The 18,165-nt window shown below is 41.1% G+C and carries 12 protein-coding genes and 1 tRNA gene; 3 read left to right on the top strand and 10 right to left on the bottom strand.

Features of this window, described 5'->3' with window-relative positions; all coding sequences use genetic code 11:
• Window positions 1-4: 4 nt before the first annotated feature.
• Genes SB49_RS14670 through SB49_RS14655 form a run of 4 tightly spaced genes read right to left on the bottom strand, consistent with a single transcriptional unit; the run spans window position 5 to window position 6,792 of the window.
• A complete protein-coding gene (locus SB49_RS14670) occupies window positions 5-526 on the bottom strand; it encodes a DUF3341 domain-containing protein (protein ID WP_062058088.1) in 522 nt (173 codons plus the stop codon).
• A 2-nt stretch (window positions 527-528) separates the two neighbouring features.
• The gene (nrfD, locus tag SB49_RS14665; protein WP_082591127.1) at window positions 529-2,256 is read right to left on the bottom strand and encodes an NrfD/PsrC family molybdoenzyme membrane anchor subunit; all 1,728 of its coding nucleotides are present in this window, start codon (window positions 2,254-2,256) and stop codon (window positions 529-531) included.
• A gap of 30 nt (window positions 2,257-2,286) precedes the next feature.
• Window positions 2,287-5,397: a TAT-variant-translocated molybdopterin oxidoreductase gene (locus SB49_RS14660; RefSeq protein ID WP_062058085.1), complete on the bottom strand. Its 3,111-nt coding sequence runs from the start codon at window positions 5,395-5,397 to the stop codon at window positions 2,287-2,289.
• A 39-nt stretch (window positions 5,398-5,436) separates the two neighbouring features.
• Window positions 5,437-6,792 (bottom strand): c-type cytochrome, encoded by a 1,356-nt coding sequence (locus SB49_RS14655; RefSeq protein WP_062058082.1) that lies wholly within the window; start codon window positions 6,790-6,792, stop codon window positions 5,437-5,439.
• Window positions 6,793-7,022: 230 nt separating this feature from the next.
• Here SB49_RS14655 and SB49_RS14650 point away from each other — a divergent pair, with 230 nt between their 5' ends.
• The gene (locus SB49_RS14650) at window positions 7,023-7,394 is read left to right on the top strand and encodes an SPOR domain-containing protein (protein WP_062058079.1); all 372 of its coding nucleotides are present in this window, start codon (window positions 7,023-7,025) and stop codon (window positions 7,392-7,394) included.
• Between the two features lie 75 nt (window positions 7,395-7,469).
• Here the strand turns inward: SB49_RS14650 and infB are convergent, their stop codons facing one another.
• The 3 genes from infB to rimP are packed head-to-tail and all read right to left on the bottom strand — an operon-like array spanning window position 7,470 to window position 12,022.
• A complete protein-coding gene (gene infB, locus SB49_RS14645; RefSeq protein ID WP_062058076.1) occupies window positions 7,470-10,271 on the bottom strand; it encodes a translation initiation factor IF-2 in 2,802 nt (933 codons plus the stop codon).
• Window positions 10,272-10,314: 43 nt separating this feature from the next.
• On the bottom strand, window positions 10,315-11,547 hold the full coding sequence (gene nusA, locus SB49_RS14640; protein ID WP_062058072.1) for a transcription termination factor NusA: 1,233 nt from the start codon (window positions 11,545-11,547) through the stop codon (window positions 10,315-10,317).
• A gap of 13 nt (window positions 11,548-11,560) precedes the next feature.
• Window positions 11,561-12,022: a ribosome assembly cofactor RimP gene (gene rimP, locus SB49_RS14635; protein ID WP_062058068.1), complete on the bottom strand. Its 462-nt coding sequence runs from the start codon at window positions 12,020-12,022 to the stop codon at window positions 11,561-11,563.
• Between the two features lie 438 nt (window positions 12,023-12,460).
• Here rimP and SB49_RS16055 point away from each other — a divergent pair, with 438 nt between their 5' ends.
• Window positions 12,461-12,616, top strand: a complete 156-nt coding sequence (locus tag SB49_RS16055; RefSeq protein ID WP_156036459.1) for a hypothetical protein — start codon at window positions 12,461-12,463, stop codon at window positions 12,614-12,616.
• A gap of 281 nt (window positions 12,617-12,897) precedes the next feature.
• On the opposite strand, the gene SB49_RS14630 is transcribed toward SB49_RS16055, so the two are convergent.
• Window positions 12,898-12,969, bottom strand: a tRNA-Gln gene (locus SB49_RS14630).
• 166 nt (window positions 12,970-13,135) lie between these two features.
• Here SB49_RS14630 and SB49_RS14625 point away from each other — a divergent pair.
• Entirely contained in the window at window positions 13,136-16,471 is a 3,336-nt protein-coding gene (locus tag SB49_RS14625; protein WP_062058065.1) for a DUF2723 domain-containing protein, read from the top strand.
• A 41-nt stretch (window positions 16,472-16,512) separates the two neighbouring features.
• On the opposite strand, the gene SB49_RS14620 is transcribed toward SB49_RS14625, so the two are convergent.
• Window positions 16,513-16,809: a thioredoxin family protein gene (locus tag SB49_RS14620; protein WP_062058062.1), complete on the bottom strand. Its 297-nt coding sequence runs from the start codon at window positions 16,807-16,809 to the stop codon at window positions 16,513-16,515.
• A gap of 91 nt (window positions 16,810-16,900) precedes the next feature.
• Window positions 16,901-18,130, bottom strand: coding sequence for a metallophosphoesterase (locus SB49_RS14615; RefSeq protein ID WP_062058059.1), 1,230 nt, complete (start codon window positions 18,128-18,130; stop codon window positions 16,901-16,903).
• Window positions 18,131-18,165 lie beyond the last annotated feature (35 nt).

Here is an 18,165-nt window from a genome sequence, read left to right as displayed (position 1 = left end):
ATGACTACTTTTCTGTAATATTAATTTCCACTGCCCCTGTACTCAGCAACAATTCTTTTAATTCAGCTTCATTATCATGAATCTCTATTTCCATCAAGAAATGATCATCTGTTGTTCTTACATCTGGATTTTCAGCTTCTTTGAAAGGCCACAATTTACTTCTCATATAAAAAGTGATCACCATTAAGTGAGCTGCAAAAAATACGGTAAGCTCAAACATAATTGGAACAAAGGCCGGCATGTTTTCCAAATAACTAAAACTTGGTTTACCACCAATATCCTGAGGCCAATCTTGAATCATCATATAGTTCATCATTGTAATGGCTACTGCCAAACCAATACATCCATACATAAAGGACATAATAGCTAGTCTTGTTGGGGCTAGCCCCATGGCTTTGTCCAAACCGTGCACAGGAAAAGGACAATAGACCTCTTCTATATGAAATTTGGCAGCCTTTACTTTTTTGACCGCGTGCATCAACACGTCGTCGTCATTATAAAATGCATGTATAACTTTAGATGACATAATTACTTCTTGTTATTTAAAATCTTAGCCTGTCCTGCCCAATCATCCCTTTGTGCCCTACCTGGAAACGATCCAGTTATTGAGTCCAACAAGTCATATTCTTTTGGGGTCATTCTACTTACCTGAGAAAAAGTATATACTCCTATTTGATTTAAGGTAGCCTCCATTTGAGGACCAATACCTTTCACCTGCTTCAGATCATCCGGAGTATCAACAGCACTGTCAAATACACCAATTGATGTTAATAAGGCAGATACCTTCTCTTTGGAATCTGGCTCAGGAAGCGACTTTTTCTCTACAATCTTTTCCTTTATGTCAGCTATTCTATTGATTTCATATAATGGCTTACCAGCATCTCTTAAGGTCTTGTATTTCTCACCGGAAGATTTTAAGATCGACTTAACTTCTGCCTGAGCAATTACAGGGAAGGTTCTGGCGTACAATAAGAAAAGTACAAAGAAGAAACCAATTGTTCCTATAAATATCCCTATATCCACAAAAGTTGGGGAGAACATGGTCCATGAAGATGGAAGGTAATCCCTGTGCAAAGAGGTAACGATAATTACAAAACGCTCAAACCACATTCCTATGTTCACCACAATAGAGATAAAGAAAGAGAACATGATACTTGTTCTTAACTTTTTAGACCACATAAACTGCGGAGAGAACACGTTACAGGTCATCATTGCCCAGTACGCCCAAGCGTATGGTCCAGTTGCCCTGTTCAAGAATGCATACTGCTCATATTCCACACCGGAATACCATGCCATGAACAACTCTGTAATATATGCACATCCTACGATAGAACCTGTAATCATAATTACAATGTTCATCAATTCTATATGCTGTATCGTAATATATGCTTCCAAGTTACTCACCTTTCTCATAATGATCAACAAGGTGTTCACCATGGCGAAACCGGAGAAAACTGCACCGGCAACAAAGTACGGTGGAAATATGGTGGTATGCCATCCTGGAATTACCGAGGTAGCAAAGTCAAAAGATACAATGGTATGTACAGAAAGTACCAGTGGGGTAGCCAAACCGGCCAAGACCAAGGAAACTTCTTCAAAACGTTGCCAGTCTTTTGCACGACCTGTCCAACCAAAACTCAACAAACTGTATATCTTCTTCTGGAAAGGCTTTACTGCCCTGTCACGTATCATCGCAAAATCTGGCAATAATCCCGTCCACCAGAACACCAACGATACCGATAGATAGGTTGAGATTGCGAACACGTCCCAAAGCAACGGGGAGTTAAAGTTTACCCATAGCGATCCAAACTGGTTTGGGATTGGCAATACCCAATAGGCCAACCATGGTCTACCCATGTGGATAATTGGGAACAATCCTGCCTGGATCACAGAAAAGATAGTCATGGCTTCCGCAGAACGGTTAATGGCCATTCTCCATTTTTGTCTGAACAATAAAAGTACAGCGGAAATCAACGTTCCTGCGTGACCGATACCTACCCACCAAACAAAGTTGGTAATATCCCAGGCCCAGCCCACAGTTTTGTTCAATCCCCAAGTACCAATACCTGTAGAAATAGTATAAATAATACAACCGATTCCCCAAAGGAATGCCAATAGAGCTATGGTAAAAACAATCCACCAGTGTTTATTGGCTTTCCCTTCTACCGGAGCTGCAATATCAACGGTTACATCGTGGTAACCTTTGTCTCCAATTACTAGGGGTTTTCGAATAGGTGCTTCGTAATGCGACGCCATAATTTATAATATAGTTACTTTACTTTTTTATTATGCTTCGTTTGTATTTCTCACTTTTACATGATAGAACACATTAGGTTTTGTACCTACATGCTCCAATAAGTGATACATACGGTCACTCTTTTTCAACTCAGCAATCTCACTTTCTGAATCATTGATGTCCCCGAACTTCATAGCTCCATTGCTACATGCAGCGGAACAAGCGGTCTGGAATTCATCATCCTTAACCGTACGACCATCTCGTTTGGCATCCAAAATACTCTTTTGTGTCTTTTGAATACACATAGAACATTTTTCCATTACCCCACGGGAACGTACATTGACATCAGGGTTGATTACCATTTTACCCAAATCATTGTTCATATGGTAATCGAATTCATCGTTGTTGTTGTATAAGAACCAGTTGAAACGACGCACCTTATAAGGACAGTTGTTGGCACAATACCTTGTACCCACACATCTGTTGTATGCCATATGGTTCTGACCTTGACGGCTATGTGATGTTGCAGCAACAGGACAAACAGTCTCACAAGGAGCATGGTTACAGTGCTGACACATTACCGGCTGGAAGGCTACCTGTGGATTGGACGCTGGATCTTCCAACTCTCCAAATCCCCCTAATGAACCTTGATCACCCGATAATCCGGCAAAATCATCTTTTTTCTGATCATCCTGTGCGAAGGTATCTTCGGAAGAGTAGTACCTATCGATACGCAACCAGTGCATATCCCTAGATTTCCTCACTTCTTCCTTACCAACAACAGGAACATTATTTTCTGCATGACAGGCTATGACACATGCCCCACATCCTGTACAGGCATTTAAATCTATAGATAGATTGAAGTGATGTCCTATGGACCTATCAAAACTGTCCCATAAATCAACAGAAGTAGCATCTACCTCTTGGTGATCCAAAGAAACCTTTGGCACTTCATTCCATTCATGGGCATCTTTAGTATTGAACACCTCCAAAGTAGTTTCTTTGATGATATCCCCTCTACCCATTAATGTTTTCTGCAATTGAACACATGCAAACTCATGCATTCCGGTAGATTTCTCAATGCTTACTGCTTGCTCACCAGCAAAACCTTGATACAATACATAGGCGTTAACACCCGTCTGCATCTCATCTTTCATGCCTGCTTTCCTTCCATATCCAAAAGAAAGACCCACAGAACCGTTTGCCTGTCCCGGCTGAATGATTACAGGAACATTATCTACACTTACACCATTTACGGTCAATTTGGCATAACTACCATTTAAACCTCCGTTGGCTACATTTTCATTGATCAAGCCCAACTTTTCAGCATCAGCCTTGGAAACAGTCACATAGTTGTCCCAAGAAACCCTTGTAATAGGATCTGGAAACTCTTGTAACCATGGGTTGTTGGCTTGTTGCCCATCTCCCATTCCAATTTTGGAATACAAGGACAACTCCATCCCTGAGGATGTCGAAGAAGCCAGACTGCTAATAGCTGAAGCTAAAGGCACCGCTGTACTTTCCATGGCATCAGCCATAGGAGCTACAGTTTCAACATCAACTGCCGGAGCGGCCGATGCAGCAAAAACACCATCGTGCAATGCTTGGTTCCATTCTCCGGAACCTAAGATTCCAGCACCCCAAGTTTCCTTGATATATTCATAATACGTCTTATCGCTATCCATCCATTTCAAAAGGGCAGTCTGAAGCTGACGCGTATCAAACAACTCCTTTATCGTAGGTTGCATTAAGCTATAATGACCTTTTTTCATTTCTGTATCGCCCCATGATTCCAAAAAGTGGGATGAAGCACCAACATACTGTACTACAGCAGCGGTTTCAGTGTTATTCAAGGCAAAGGCTACAGATAAGTCAACTTTTTTAAGTCCTTCTGCAAAATCAGCACTGTTTGGCAATGAATACATTGGGTTTACACCATCAATGATCAAAGCACCAACAGTTCCCGCATTCATATCGGCAATCAACTGATTAACCGCCGCTACATTACCCTGCCTTACATATTTAGGAGCCTTGGCATCAAAAGCCTTGCTCTGTAACATCTCGTTAATTGCCAATACCACAGCCTGTGCATTGACATCGTCCAATCCTGTTACCACTACAGCATCAGATCCAGCTTTTTGGATCTCTTTTGCGGTAGCTTCAACAGCTTTGGCTATTTTTTCCGGCAGTTCCCCACCAACAGACGTTCCGTTCAACTGACCGTACAACTTGGCCAAAGCCACTTTTTGTTGTGATGGCGTTAAAGCGGTACGCTTATCAGCATTGGCACCAGCCAAAGACATATTGGATTCAAATTGTATGTGTCTGGACATTTTTCCATTCTTCGGTATACGACCCTTGGAATATCCGCTATCATATCCTCCACCTTGCCAATCTCCTAAGAAATCAGCACCAAAGGATACAATAAGTCCAGCTTTTTCAAAATCATAATCAGCTAAAGCCCTTTCGCCATATTTGGCAGCAAAGGCACTTAAAGCAGCATCTTCAGAAACAGCATCATAAACCACATGGTTCACATTGCCAAAAGCCTCTTTAAAGTCACCAACCAATCTTGAGGTAGACGGACTAGCATAAGTTTGTGTCAAGATCGCGATCTGCTTTCCAGAATTCTTCAAAGAACCCAATTTAGCCTTAACCGCATTGTCAAGAGTAGTCCATTCAACAGGCTCCCCATTGAACATTGGCCCTTGCAATCTTGTACTATCATATAAGGACAATACAGAAGCCTGAACTCGTGCATTTGCACCTCCGTTCACTTTGGCATCGGTATTATTCTCAACCTTGATAGGTCTGCCCTCACGTGTTTTGATCAAGATACTTGCAAAATCAAAACCGTTGGCTATGGTTGTAGCGTAATAGTTTGCCACACCAGGAATTATGCGCTCTGGTTGAACCACATAAGGAATAGACTTAATTACAGGTCCTTCACAAGCAGCCAAAGAAGCTGCAGCTGTGCTAAACCCAACGTACTTAAGAAAGTCCCTTCTGTTTGTTGAAGTGGATGCCAAATTGTCCTTATTCCCCAAAAACTCATCTACTGGGATATCTTGGACAAATTCATTCTGTCTTAGCGTCTCAACAATGGAATCGTTAGGATTTAACTCCGCCTCGCTCTTCCAATATTTTTTGTTTGATGACATATGATATATCTGAAAATTATCTTCTTGTTAACCTAAATATTAATAGTGACATTTACCACATTCCAATCCACCCATCTGAGCGGCAGTCAGTGTTTCTACACCGTACTTTTTGGAAAGTTCCTCATGTATCTTATCGTAGTACTCGTTACCTTCAACCTTTACATTGGTCTCCCTATGGCAGTTGATACACCACCCCATTGTCAATGGTGAATATTGGTACATTATTTCCATTTCTTCAACAGGACCGTGACAGGTCTGACATTCAACCCCGGCCACGGAAACGTGTTGCGAGTGGTTAAAGTAAGCAAAGTCAGGAAGGTTGTGGATTCTCACCCATTCTACAGGTTGTGAATCACCAGTATACTTCTGGTTCTCCTCATCCCAACCAACGGCTTTGTAAAGTTTTTTAATTTCTCCTGTATAAAAATCATTGGTGTACCCGTTTGCCAAATCCTCTTGACTTGGACCTTCTGGGTTTCCTTTGTATTCGTAAATGGATTTATGACAGTTCATACAAACATTCAAAGCAGGAATTCCAGAATGCTTGGAAACTCTTGCAGAAGAGTGACAGTATTTACACTCTATTTCATTGTCACCCGCATGGATCTTGTGCGAATAGTGAATTGGTTGCACCGGGGCGTACCCTTGATCAATACCAACTTGCATAAAGTAGCCATATACGTAATAGGCACTCCCCAAAAGAAGGAAGATAACGGTAACCAAAACTAAAAATTGGTTTTGGGCAAAAGCTTTCCAGATTGGCGTTCTTTTCTCCGCCTTATCTTTTTCTACCACAACACCATTGGCCTCAGCAATACGTCTCAAGGTCTGATTGACCAATACCAGCATTACCACCAATAAGCCGAATACCAATACCAAGGCACCCAAAATAAGCTCATTTGAAATTCCGGATGCAGCAGGCGCCTGCCCAGGAATCGCCCCTGGTACGGGAGGAACCACAGCCGCGACTGGAGGAGCATCGGTATAAGCAAGGATATCATCAATATCAGCATTGCTCAATGTTGGGAAGGCAGTCATCGCCGCCTGATTGTACTCATTGTAGATTTTCACGGCAGCAGGATCACCTGATTTGATCATTCCTGCACTGTTCTTGATCCAAGTGTACAACCACTCTCTATCATGCCTTTCAGTAACACCAGCCAAAGCAGGACCGGTCATTTTTCTGTCCAAAGCGTGACAAGCAGCACAGTTTTGATTAAACAATTGCTTTCCTTTTGCTGGGTCACCCGCAGACGCAGTAGCCTCTGCAGCAACCTCCGTATCCGCTGCAACAGCCTCCTCTTGAGAAAAAAGAGATGTTGAAGACAGTAGAAACACTACCAAACTGATACCTAAAAACTTAGAAATTTGATTACGGTATGGAACCTTTTTCATATTAAAAATATTTCTATCGAAATCTTGGCACGATATTTACTTGTTATTGTGCAAGCTATATTTATCGCCGTTTAAATTGCTGACAAAAATACGACATAGACTTTATTTTGGAAATGTTAATGGATTGATAATTTATAATTTATAGCCATTCTAAATAGAAAAAAATTATACTTGCTTCAAGGATAAAAAATTACTTTTGCAAAAGTCTTTAATACTAAGCTAGATACACTATGAGAACAGTTTTCAACTCCCTAATATTGCTATTTTTTTCTACAGCAAGTTTTGCGCAACAAGGAACAATTTCAATAGAGCAAGATCCAAAAATTGACGCCCTGGTCCAGATTTATAAGTCGAGCCCCGACATAGCGGCCGTATACAGAATACAGATATATTTTGGATCTCTCAATGATGCAAAGGACATTAAAATGCAGGCAGAAGGGGATTATCCAGATTGGTATTCCAAGATAGATTTTATCTCTCCAAGTTACAGAGTAAGGATAGGACAGTTTAAAACAAAGCTCGATGCAGAGCGCAATCTTATGGATGTTCGCAAGAAATATCCAAGCGCCATGCTTATACAGCCCGAGAAAAAACAGTCTTAATATTTTTACCTTTTTAAAACAAAAAAACCTGTCTTCCGACAGGTTTTTTTTTATGTACTATTCTAAGTATTCAGCTTACTTAAGCTTCTTCTTAACCGCTACTTCTTGGAAAGCTTCTACGATATCCAATTCCCTGATATCATTGTAGTTCTTAATCTGAAGACCACAGTCGTATCCTTTGGCTACTTCCTTAACATCGTCCTTGAAACGTTTCAATGAGGACAATTCACCAGTGTAAATCACTACACCATCACGGATCAAACGAATATTGGAGTTTCTAAAGATCTTCCCACTGGTAACCATACAACCTGCAATAGTTCCAATTTTAGATATTTTAAAGGTCTCCCTAATTTCTGCCGTTCCGGAAATCTCTTCCTTCATCTCTGGAGAAAGCATACCTTCCATGGCATCTTTTAGATCATTGATGGCATCATAGATAATGGAATACATTCTAATATCTATTTCTTCTTTTTCAGCCATGGCCCTGGCATTACCCATTGGCCTTACGTTAAATCCAATGATTACCGCGTCTGAAGCCGAAGCCAACAATACATCTGATTCTGTTATTGGACCTACCGCTTTGTGAATAATGTTCACCTGAATCTCATCGGTCGTTAATTTCTGGAAGGAATCTGTCAATGCTTCCACAGAACCATCCACATCCCCTTTCAGGATAATATTCAACTCTTTAAACTCACCTAATGCAATTCGTCTTCCAATCTCATCCAAGGTAATGTGACGCTGTGTCCTTACGGACTGCTCTCTCATCAACTGGGCTCTTTTGGCAGCTATCTGCTTGGCTTCCCTCTCATCTTCCAGGACATTGAATTTATCACCTGCCTGCGGCGCGCCGTCCAGTCCTAAAATGGAAATGGGCGTAGAGGGTCCTACTTCTTTCACCATATTGCCCCGTTCATCCTGCATGGCCTTAATTTTACCACTGCAAGTTCCGGCCAGAACATAATCTCCTATCTTAAGCGTTCCAGATTGCACCAGAACAGTGGAAACATATCCTCTTCCTTTATCCAAAAACGCCTCAACAACGGTTCCCGTTGCCAAGCGGTCTGGGTTAGCTTTCAATTCCAATATTTCAGCCTCCAGCAACACCTTTTCCAGAAGCTCCTTAACACCTGTACCAATTTTGGCGGAGATATCATGGGACTGGATTTTACCTCCCCAATCCTCTACCAATAGGTTCATTTGTGCCAAACCTTCCTTGATCTTATCAGGGTTTGATGTTGGTTTGTCAATTTTGTTGATCGCAAAGACAATAGGTACACCAGCCGCTTGTGCGTGGCTAATGGCCTCTTTTGTCTGTGGCATGATCGCGTCATCCGCAGCCACTACAATAATGGCTATATCGGTGACCTGCGCTCCACGAGCCCTCATTGCGGTAAACGCTTCGTGACCAGGTGTATCTAAAAATGCAATTTTTTGACCTCCTTCAAGAGTCACACCATATGCTCCGATGTGCTGGGTAATACCCCCACTTTCACCGGCAATAACATTTTCTTTTCTAATATAATCCAATAAAGAGGTCTTCCCGTGATCCACGTGACCCATTACGGTCACGATTGGAGCTCTAGGCTTCAAATCTTCCGGAGCATCCTCTGCCACCTCGATAGTTTCCTCGATATCTGCCGAAACAAATTCTACCTCATACCCAAACTCATCGGCTACGATAGATAGTGTTTCCGCATCCAGTCTTTGGTTCATGGTTACCATGATCCCCAAGGACATACACGCAGATATAATTTTTGTGGTAGGAACATCCATCATCACCGCTACCTCGCTTGCCGTAACAAATTCGGTAACTTTAAGGATTTTGCTCTGCAATTCTTGCTGCTCAAGATCCTTCTCCGTTTGTTGACGGTGCTGATCCCTTTTGTCCCTTCTGTATTTTGCTCCTTTACCTTTTTTGGATTTCCCTTGCAATTTCTCTAGGGTCTCACGTACTTGTTTTTGAACATCTTCCTCGGTTGGCTCTACTTTAGGGCCTTGGCTAAAACGCTGTCCAGGTGCTTTTCTTGGACCTCCTGGTGCATTTTTACCCCTTGGACCTGTGCCAGATTGTCTCGGACCTGTTTTTTGACCCGGGGTACTAACAATACGTTTTCTTCTTTTCTTTTTATCAGCACTGTCACCAGCCTTGGAAACTTCTTTCTTCTTCTTTGGTTTCGCAAATTTTGATAAATCTATCTTGTCCCCAGTGATTTTTGGACCACTAAGTTTCTGGTATTGTGTTGTGAGCGTTTCATTCTCAGCCGTCTTTTCAGCTTCTTCAGCAGGAGCTTTTTTCTCCTCTACTTTTTCTGCTTTTTCAGCCACCTTCTTTTCAGCAGGCTTTTCGGTCGCAACAGGTTTTTCAACCTTTGCCTTCTCTGCGGGCACCTCTGCTTTCACCTCGGGCTTCTCCGCAACAACTTCTTCTTTCTTCTTCTCCTCTTTTACCGGCTCAGCAGCTTTTACAGGAGCCTCCTCAACTGCAGCTGGCTCTTGTGCCTTCTTTTTTGGGGAAAGATCTATCTTACCTACTGTTTTTGGCCCAGACAGCTCTGCTTTCGCCTTTACTACCTGTTCTGAAGCGGCTTTTTTCTCCCTCGCGAGTCTCTTCTCCTCTTGCTCTTGCTCCAATTGTTGGCGCAGTGCCTCCTTCTCTTTCCTCTTCTCCTCACCAACTTCCTTGGATGCAACTTTCTTGCTCATATCCGTTTGGAACTCGTCCAAAAGAACTTGATACACCTCATTGGAAATTTTTGTTGTAGGCCTAGCTTCCACATCGTGACCTTTGGTCCCAAGGAAATCTACCGCCCTGTCCAGTGAAATATTAAGTTCCCGTAGAACTTTATTAAGCCTTATAGTTGCATTATCTGCCATAAATAGATATTCGTATTCTTATATTTTCCCGCTAATATATAGCTTAATCTTCTAATTCTTCTTTTAGCACACGCACAACTTCTAAAATTGTCTCCTCTTCTAAATCTGTACGTTTAACCAAATCATTCACATCCTGCTCGAGGACGCTCCTTGCTGTATCCAACCCAATTTTCTTAAGCTCGTCAATAACCCAGCCTTCAATTTCATCAGAAAATTCAGTCAATTCAACATCTTCTTCCACTCCTTCGCGGAATACATCAATTTCATAACCGGTCAATTGTCCGGCCAGTCTTATATTGTGACCTCCCCTACCAATAGCCTTGGAAACCTCCTCTGGCCTTAGGTATACTTGGGCTGTCATTTTTTCATCATCTAATTTTACCGAGGAAACACGAGCAGGACTCAATGCCCTTGTCACCAATAATTGTGCATTACTGGTCCAATTGATAACATCAATATTTTCATTCCCCAATTCCCTGACGATACCATGTATACGGGAACCTTTCATTCCCACGCAGGCACCAACTGGATCTATCCTATCATCATAGGAATCCACCGCTACTTTTGCTTTCTCTCCAGGAATACGCACCGCTTTTTTAATAGTGATCAAACCATCAAAAACTTCTGGGATCTCTTGGAAGAACAATTGCTCTAAAAACAAGGGAGAAGTTCTGGACATAATTATGACAGGCTTGTTGCCCTTCAATTCCACACTTTCAATTATTCCACGAACGTTATCACCCTTTCTAAAGAAGTCTGCAGGAATCTGCTTATCCTTTGGCATGATGATTTCATTGCCTTCGTCATCCAATAAAATAATGGCCTTATGCCTAATATGGTGAACCTCTGCAGTGTAAATTTCACCTTCCAGATCCTTGAACTGCTTATAAATGGTTGTATTGTCGTGTTCATGGATCTTAGAAATAAGGTTTTGACGCAATGCCAAAATTGCCCTTCTTCCCAAATCTATCAATTTCACCTCTTCAGAAACATCTTCACCCACTTCAAAATCGGGCTCAATCTTGCGCGCTGCAGTAAGTGAGATCTCCTCATTGGGATCCTCAACCTCACCATCCTCTACAACAACTCTGTTTCTCCATATCTCTAAATCTCCTTTATCAGGGTTTATAATGATATCAAAGTTGTCATCTGAGCCAAACTTTTTCTTAAGAGCGTTTCTAAACACATCTTCCAAAATCGCCATCAGCGTAACCCTGTCAATGAATTTATCATCCTTAAACTCGGAGAAAGATTCTATCAGCGCAATATTTTCCATTCTGAACTACTAATTAAAATTTTAATACAACTTTTGCTTCTTGAATATCAGAAATCGCAATTTCTTGCTTTTTCTGAACTGTTACTTTACCCTTGCCCACAGGTTTGGGTTCACGTGCCTTCCACTCTAAAGTGATGCTATCTTCCGTTGCAGCCGTAAGTTTGCCTTCAAAATTACTATCTTGACTCCTTACTTCTAATATTCTACCTATATTCTTTTTGTACTGTCTTGGCATAACCAAAGGCGTGGTAGCTCCCGCAGATTCAACTTCTAAGGCAAAATCATGCTCTTCCCTGTCCAAATTGTGCTCAATGGTCCTACTTACCGCCATGCAGTCTTTCAACGTTACCCCATTGTCACCATCTAACGTCACCTTGATTTTATTATCGGATGACATTTTAAAATCAATCAAAAACAGTGATTGATTCTCCTCAAGGGCCTGATTTAAAAGTTCTGTTACTTTGTCCTTCAACATAAATTTAAGTAATAAAAGAGGGGACTAATAGTCCCCTCATGAATACTTTATATTCTTTCAGCGGTGCAAATATACGATTTTTTATTTCACTTCCCAATCAATTTTTGATCAGGGCTTTAAGAGAAACTCAAAAAGATATCTTTTAGTTCAATCGCCTACCATCAGCAGTAAACTCGATATCTTTTTTTTCACCGTTACGTTTGAATTCCACATCATAAAAAACACCTTTTGAATGATGATCTACCTTTTCAATTTCTGCGATTTCATAATTATCATATTGCTAAAAACAATAACGCCATCCAACTAGAAGACATTAGGAACTTGGCACCCTCCGCCAACACTGGGGTTAATCAAATGAGTTAATTTAAACTAGAAAAACGTTCATCCCGTCTTAAGAAGCCAATTACTTTAGCTTCCTACTAAAACCTAAATAAATAAATGAAAGTCATCACTTGGAAATTTATAGCAGCATTATTTTTTGCATGGATCGTTATATTCTTTCTTTTCCCAGAGGCAGGGGAAATCGCCCATATGCTGCCCCTGATATCTGGCTACCTCATCATCAACAAATTGATCACGGGATCTGAGATTTAAAAAGGTTAAATTTTTAATTGCTGATGACCTTATCTGAAAGCTCAGAAAATTTTAATTCTTTTTTTTTCGCGGTAAACTGCTTTTCCTATCTCAAAAGTATTCTGGTGTATCCAATTTCGGGATATGCCCCTTCCCACCTTTAAAATTAATTCCAATTTCCGCCGTATCGTCCAAGTGGACCATTGTGTTGTTTTACTAAGAATCTCTTATTCCCCACAGCATTAAATAATTAGCAAAAAAAATCCCGATACTTTTCAGTATCGGGACTTCCATTTTGGATGTTGGCCTACTAGGACTCGAACCTAGAACGACTGGACCAAAACCAGCTGTGTTGCCAATTACACCATAGGCCAGCATTGCTTAAGAGCGTGCAAATTTAAAACAAAGTTTAATATGCGCAAATATTTTGGGCAACAATATTAAAAAAATGAAAAAAAACCCTGTTAAAGGTTTGCGAAAAATTTCAACGCATATCTATTTTAATTAGTAAATTCGCCCCAACTGGTAAATTTGGCATACATGTTTTCGAAAGATTTTGAGAAATGGGACACCATCCTTGGATGGGTCGTTTTTTTTATAGCCCTAATCACATATGGTATAACCGTAGAGCCTACGGGCAGTTATTGGGATGCGGGTGAATATATTGCCACCTCGGCAAAACTTCAAGTTGGTCATCCTCCGGGAGCACCGCTACTTCAAATGTTGGGGGCTTTTATCTCCATGTTCGCCCTGGAACCGGGACAGGTTGCCAAAATGGTCAATTACCTTTCTGGAATTTCTAGCGCCTTTACCATTTTATTTCTATTCTGGACAACGACCAACCTCGTAAAAAAATTGATAGGCAAGGACGAACCAATTACAAACAGTAAGGCAATCGCCATATTGGCCAGTGGTTTAATTGGCGCCTTGGCTTTCACTTATTCTGATAGTTTTTGGTTCAACGCTGTGGAAACAGAGGTTTATGCCATGGCCAGTTTAATCATGTCCCTTCTACTTTGGTTGGGATTGAGATGGACAGATGACCTAGACGATCCAAGAGGCAATAGATGGTTGATCCTTATGTCCTTTGTTGTAGGCCTCACTTTTGGAATACAGTTTATGGGCTTTTTGACCATTCCTTCCATTGGTCTATTGTACTACTTTAAAAAATACAAGACTACAACCGTTAAAAATTTCCTGTTGGCCAATATTTTGGTCGTGGCACTTTTGATGTTGGTCTATAAATTTTCCCTTACTTATGTCTTGGTTGCATTTGGCTGGAGTGAGATATTCTTTGTCAATACCATTGGACTTCCCTTTAATTCAGGGACTATCATCATGGGACTTATTTTTATAAGTGTCTTTTATTTTGGATTGAGCTATACCCGAAAAAACGATTTCAGGAAAGCAAACACCCTTGTATTATGCGCCATGTTCCTTTTCCTAGGGTTTTCTTCTTGGTTGATGCTCCCCATTAGGGCCAATGCCAATACGGTCATCAATGAAAACAATCCATCGGATGCACGTTCCTTATTGGCCTATTACAATAGAGAACAATACCCAGGGGTAGACAGTCCTATTTACGGTACGTACTATTCCAATTTGTTTGCTACCTCGGGCACGGAGGAGGATGATAAGCCTAAATATGAAAAAGATGAAAAGCTTGGAAAATATGTTATCGTCAACCACTACAAGGAATCTGTCCCAGGCCCCAACGAGGACCATGTAGGACTACTTCCGAGAATGTGGAGCGAACAAAATGCTGAGAATTACATGAAGTATTTTGGCCCCCTGGACTTCAAGATAAAACCAGAATACAGATCCAACGGAGAACTGCGCGATGCCGTAAACCAATTTAGGAACGGACTCACCACTGGAGAGATCCAAGAAGATCAATATATACGTTTTCTAAAGGAATTCAGTGAATACATTGAAGTGATACCGCCAACTGTTTGGGAGAACGTAAAATACATGATCGACTTCCAATTTGGATATATGTATTGGCGTTATTTTATGTGGAATTTCACAGGAAAACAAGATGACATACAAGGCAGGTACGACAACCATGGCAACTGGTTGAGCGGTATTAATTTTATAGATAACCTTTTTAGGGGGAGCCAGGACAACTTACCCAGTGATGTCCTAAACAACAAAGGTAGGAACACCTATTTCTTCTTGCCATTGCTACTTGGGATCATTGGCCTTATTTTCCAAATCACAAAAAACCCAAAACAATTCTGGGTTTTATTGGTGTTCTTCCTATTCACAGGGCTTGCCATTCAATTTTATACGAACCCCTCTATTTTTCAGCCAAGGGAAAGGGATTATTCCTTGGTAGGCTCATTTTACGTATTTGCCATATGGATCGGAATTGGGGTATACGGATTGTTTGATGAATTTAAAAAATTGATCGCCCCCAAAATATTGGCGCCTGCATTGACCATCATATGCCTTTTGGCCGTTCCAGGGGTGATGGCATACCAAAATTGGGACGACCATGACAGATCCAATAGATTTACAGCCCAATCAACGGCAAAAGCCTATCTGGAATCGACCCAAAAGGGAGCTGGCTCCATGTTGTTCACCATTGGGGACAATGATACCTTCCCATTGTGGTATGTACAAGAAATAGAGGGATACCGAACGGATGTCCGCGTTATCAATACAAGTCTTTTTGCTACAGATTGGTATATAGACCAGATGAAAAGACAGGCCTATGAAAGCGCTCCAATCCCTTCACAACTTACCCATGACGATTACAAATACGGCTCTAGGGACGCTATTTACTACCAAGGGGTAACGGAAAGTCGTTGGAATATTAAAGACTTTATGAATTGGGTGGGAAGTAACAAACCACAGACCAAGTTTAAACATATACTACAAAAACAAGGTGCGGACCTCAGCGAGTATTCCGAAAGCAACCAGAACATAGTTTACTATCCTACCAATAAGATCAGGATTCCGGTGAACAAAAAGAATGTGTTGGAAAGCGGCTTGGTAAAACCAAAAGATTCTGCCCTTATCGTTGATTTTATAGATATAGATCTCCCTAAAGGGGCATTGCCCAAAAATAGGATCATGATGTTGGATGTGATCGCCAACAACGACTGGAAACGTCCCATCTACTTTTCCGGTGGTAGTTTTGATGACGGGGAGTACATTTGGATGAAGGACTACCTGCAATTAGACGGACTAGTCTATAAACTGGTGCCAATTAAGACAGACCGATTAAGTCCTTACGAAATGGGACGTATCGATTCTGATCTGATGTACGATATTGTAAAAAAATGGGAATGGGGCAATGCGGGAAGCCCAGACATCTATCACGACCCACAAACGAGGTCCCAAAGTCTTTCCTTTAGGGGCAATTTAGCTCGACTGACGGAAACGCTCATTGCAGAAAACAAGATTGAAAAGGCCAAAGAGATCATAAACATAGCCATGGACAATATGCCGCTGGACTATTTTGGATACTACGCCTTTGTTGAACCGTTCTTGGACGGCTATTATAAGGTTGGGGAAACCCAAAAGGCCAGGGACTTGTTCCAAAGACTGAAGAAAAAGTATCAGGAGCGATTGGAATATTATGAGAATATCCCGTTGAATCAGCAATATGAAAACATCAATGATATCATAGCCGATATGGAGGGATACCGAAGGAATATTGATATTCTAATTGGCAACAGGGATAAGGACCTTGCAGAAAAGGAAACCCTGCTCTTTAATGAATACATAGATAAGTTCAGCCACTTTTACAAGGACGATATATTGGAAGACGACCTCCCCATGGAAGAAGAGCTGGAAATGATGGACAGTATGGAAATTGAAGGCGGGACAATGCCACAGGATACGGTCCCCTCGGTCATTGAAGAATAGAGCAATAAAAAAGCGGGATGATGATCATCCCGCTTTTTTGCTTAAATATATTCGTTTAAAATCCCAATCAAGGTATTGGCATCCTGTTCGCCACTTTGGCGCCATACCATTTCACCTTTTTTATAGATCATCAGGGTTGGCAAACCTTTCACCCTTAATGCCTGTGACAGTTCTTTGTTCTTTTCAACATCGATCTTAATCACCTTTCCTTTATCGCCCAAGGCTGCTGCAACATCCCTCAATACGGGATGCATGGCCGTGGATTGTTCATTCCACTCTGCATAAAAATCTAACAGAACAGGTACGTCTAAATCAATTAGTTCACCAAACTTGGACATATAGAAACATTTCGGTTATCAATCAAAAGTAAGAAAAAATGTTAAAATACTAACGATAGCTGTGTTTTTGTAGAATTTTAGTGCGTTAAAATTACACCGTCCGTTTCTTTTTCAAAGTAATTACCGTTATCTCGGGCCAAATGCCCACCCTTCCAGGATAGCCTAAAAAGCCAAAACCGCGGTTCACATTTATATATTGCCCCAATTCCTCATAGATCCCCGCCCAATATTTATACCTCCATTTCACCGGACTCCACTTTATCCATCCCGGAATTTCTATCCCAAACTGCATCCCATGCGTATGCCCGCTCAAAGTAAGATGATAATGATAATCATCATGGATTACCTTGTCCTCCCAATGGGATGGATCATGGCTCATCAGAATTTTGAAATCGTCCTTGTCCACATTGGATTTGGCCATATTAAGGTCTCCTGCTTTTTTAAAGCCTCCCCTTCCCCAGTTCTCCACTCCTATCAAGGCAATTTTGTCTCCGTCCTTCTCCAAATACCTACTTTCATTCAACAAAAGGTCAAAGCCGATATTCTTTTGCAGGATTTTTAAATCCTCTAGGTTCTTCATTTTCTCCTCTGGGGTATCCCAATCTATATAATCCCCATAATCATGGTTCCCCAAAATGGAGAACTTTCCATCTTTCGCCTCCAGGGTAGAAAACAATTCTGTCCATGGATTCATCTCGTCAGCTTTGTTGTTCACCATATCCCCAGTAAACAAGAGAATATCACTTTTCTGGCGATTGACAAGGTCAATGGCATACTCAATCTTTTCCCGATTATCAAAACTGCCACTGTGCACATCTGAAATCTGGGTGATCTGATAATTGTGAAAGGCATCTGGCAAATCATCAAATTCCAAATTGTACTTCAGTACCTTAAAATTATATTTTCCCTTGTACATCCCATACAAAAGGGCACTAAAGGGAATAGCGGCAATCCCCATGGCCAAGAGGCTTAAAAATCGTCTTCTTTCCGGGAAGGTAAATTCCTTTGCCGTACCGAACAATTTCTGGTACCCCCCACTCAAAATTCTAAAGATATCTTCTGAAAACAGAAAAATGATCGTGATCAATTTAAAGGTCAACATGGTCAATAAGAGTCCGAATGCATAACTTTTAGGCCTGTTTAAGACCCTACCGGTTTCATCCCCAACGGTAAACTGATACACGAAATTCCCCAAGACCAAAAGTGACAACAGAATAAATGCATAATACACCCAGGGATATCTGGAAACAGTTTTTAAGGCTTGAAGCGTATATATACCCAAGGCAATATATATGGCAATAAATATGATCCAACGAAGCATAGATTACTTTTTTACAAAGATATTTTATAATTGGG

This window comes from Sediminicola sp. YIK13 (assembly GCF_001430825.1).
Lineage (GTDB): Bacteria > Bacteroidota > Bacteroidia > Flavobacteriales > Flavobacteriaceae > Sediminicola.
This window is presented reverse-complemented; position numbering and strand designations above follow the sequence as displayed.